The 2,034-nt window shown below is 73.9% G+C and carries 4 protein-coding genes; 3 read left to right on the plus strand and 1 reads right to left on the minus strand.

What is annotated here, in order from left to right; all coding sequences use genetic code 11:
• The 3 genes from ACWJ6R_RS35325 to ACWJ6R_RS35335 all read left to right on the plus strand — a co-directional run.
• Positions 1–417, plus strand: a 417-nt coding sequence (locus tag ACWJ6R_RS35325) for an amino acid permease (RefSeq protein ID WP_449066377.1), incomplete at its 5' end; no start/stop codon positions are given.
• 71 nt (positions 418–488) lie between these two features.
• Complete coding sequence (locus ACWJ6R_RS35330; protein ID WP_449066378.1) at positions 489–875, plus strand: VOC family protein; 387 nt, start codon at positions 489–491, stop codon at positions 873–875.
• Positions 876–1,040: 165 nt separating this feature from the next.
• Positions 1,041–1,352: a hypothetical protein gene (locus ACWJ6R_RS35335; RefSeq protein ID WP_449066379.1), complete on the plus strand. Its 312-nt coding sequence runs from the start codon at positions 1,041–1,043 to the stop codon at positions 1,350–1,352.
• Between the two features lie 15 nt (positions 1,353–1,367).
• Here ACWJ6R_RS35335 and ACWJ6R_RS35340 read toward each other — a convergent pair.
• Positions 1,368–2,034: polysaccharide deacetylase family protein (locus ACWJ6R_RS35340; protein ID WP_449066380.1), on the minus strand; the 667-nt coding region annotated here is incomplete at its 5' end.

Raw genomic sequence — 2,034 nt, forward strand, 5'->3', positions numbered from 1 at the left:
CTCGGCTCACTCCTGGCGCTGATCCTCGGCGTCTCGCGCACCGTGCTGGCGATGGCCCGCGACCGGCACCTGCCGCACGCGCTGGCCGCCGTCCACCCCCGCTTCGGCGTGCCGCACCACGCCGGACCGGTCGTCGGCGCCGTCGTGGCGGTGCTGGCGGCCACGGCGGACCTGCGGGGGGCGATCGGGTTCTCCTCCTTCGGGGTGCTGGTCTACTACGCCATCGCCAACGCCTCGGCCTGGACACTGACCCCAGCCGAAGGCCGCCCGCCGCGCGTCATCCCCGCCCTCGGCCTGCTCGGCTGCCTGGTGCTGGCCTTCGCCCTGCCGGTCTCGGCGGTGCTGACCGGAGCGGCCGTGCTGGCCGCCGGCGCCGCCTGGTACGCCGCCCGCCGGTGGAGCACCCGGGGACGGTGACCGCGACCGGCCGTCATCCCGGAGGCCGTCGCCGCCCGCCGAGGCCGGCGACGCGGGGAAGGAATGAAGGCATGGAGACACTGAGCAGCCGGATCCTGCTGCGCCCGCGCGACCCCGGGCGCAGCCGCCGCTTCTACCGGGACGTTCTGGGGCTGGCCGTCTACCGGGAGTTCGGGCCCGCCGAGGACCCCGGTCTGGTCTTCTTCCTCGGCAACGGTCTCCTGGAGGTTTCCGGCCGGGCGGAGGAGCCGTTCGGGCGGGGGATATCGCTCTGGCTGCAGGTGCGCGACGTCGCAGCCGAGCACGACCGGCTGCGGGAGGCGGGCGTGACGGTGCTCCGCGCTCCGCTGCGGGAACCGTGGGGACTGGTCGAGATGTGGATCGAGGACCCGGACGGGATCCGCATCGTGCTCGTCGAGATCCCGGACGACCACCCGCTCCGCAGCGACCAGCGCTGACCGGGCAGGGTGTTCACTGTCCGTGTTTTGGTGGATTGACCAGGAGGGTATCGATTCCCTGCGTCCGACACCGCCTCATCCGTAGACGGCCGGAGCGAACACCGGATACGGTCCGGGCTCCGGCCCGGCGGAGCCAGCACGAGAGAAGGAAGTCCCATGGGCAGGATGTCCCGCTTTGCCCTCCTCTGGATCGCCATGGCGGCGCTGGTGCTGCAGACCCCCTCCACGGCGACGGCGTGGGGCGGCGCCTCCTGTCACGGGAAGAGCCCCCTCCGCAAACTCTGCGACGCCGGTGGCCCCGCTTCGGGTGCGGAGGGCGGCGGTGGTCCTGCTTCGGGTGCGGAGAGCGGTGGTGGTCCTGCTTCGGGTGCGGAGAGCGGCGGGGACGGGGGCGACGACGAGCCCAGCAGCCGCAGTGGTGATGACTCCTACGATTCGTCGTCCATCACGGCGGGCCCGAACGGCGCCTCCAACTGACACCGCGGGCGCCGGTCAGCGCCGGGGGCGGGGCGCGTCCCGCCGGCCGCCGTAGGCGAGTCTCGGCGGTTTCCCGCCGAACAGCTCGCTGACGGTGACGAACCGGTAGCCGCGCGCGGAGAGGTCCTTCAGCACCCGCGGGATCGCCTTCACCGTCGTGGGATGGATGTCGTGGAACAGGATGACGGCCCCCGGCCCCGCCGCCTTGACCGCCCTGCGCGCCACCGCGGGGCCGTTGCGGTGTCTCCAGTCCTCGGTGTCCACGCTCCACAGGACCACCGGACGCGTCGTCTGCCTGCGGACGGCGGCGTTGTGGGCGCCGTACGGCGGCCGGACGGTCTTCGGCGTGACGTCCGCCGCCTTCTCGACGGCCCGGTCGGTGCGGGCCAGGTCGGCACGGATCGCGGCGGGCGACAGCCTGGTGAGGTCGCGGTGGGACCAGGTGTGGTTGCCGATCTCGTGCCCGGCCTCGACCGCCCGCCGTACCACGCCGGGGTTCGCCGCGACGTTCTGCCCGACGACGTAGAAGGTGGCGCGGGCGCGGTACGCCGCGAGGTGGCGCAGCAGCGTGCCGGTGTACCGGCCCGGACCGTCGTCGAAGGTGAGGGCCACGCACTTGACCCGGCGGCAGTCGACGGACGCCTGCGCGGCGGGCGTCCGCGCCTGGTCGGCCGGCGAGGCG

It is taken from the genome of Planomonospora algeriensis (assembly GCF_977012225.1).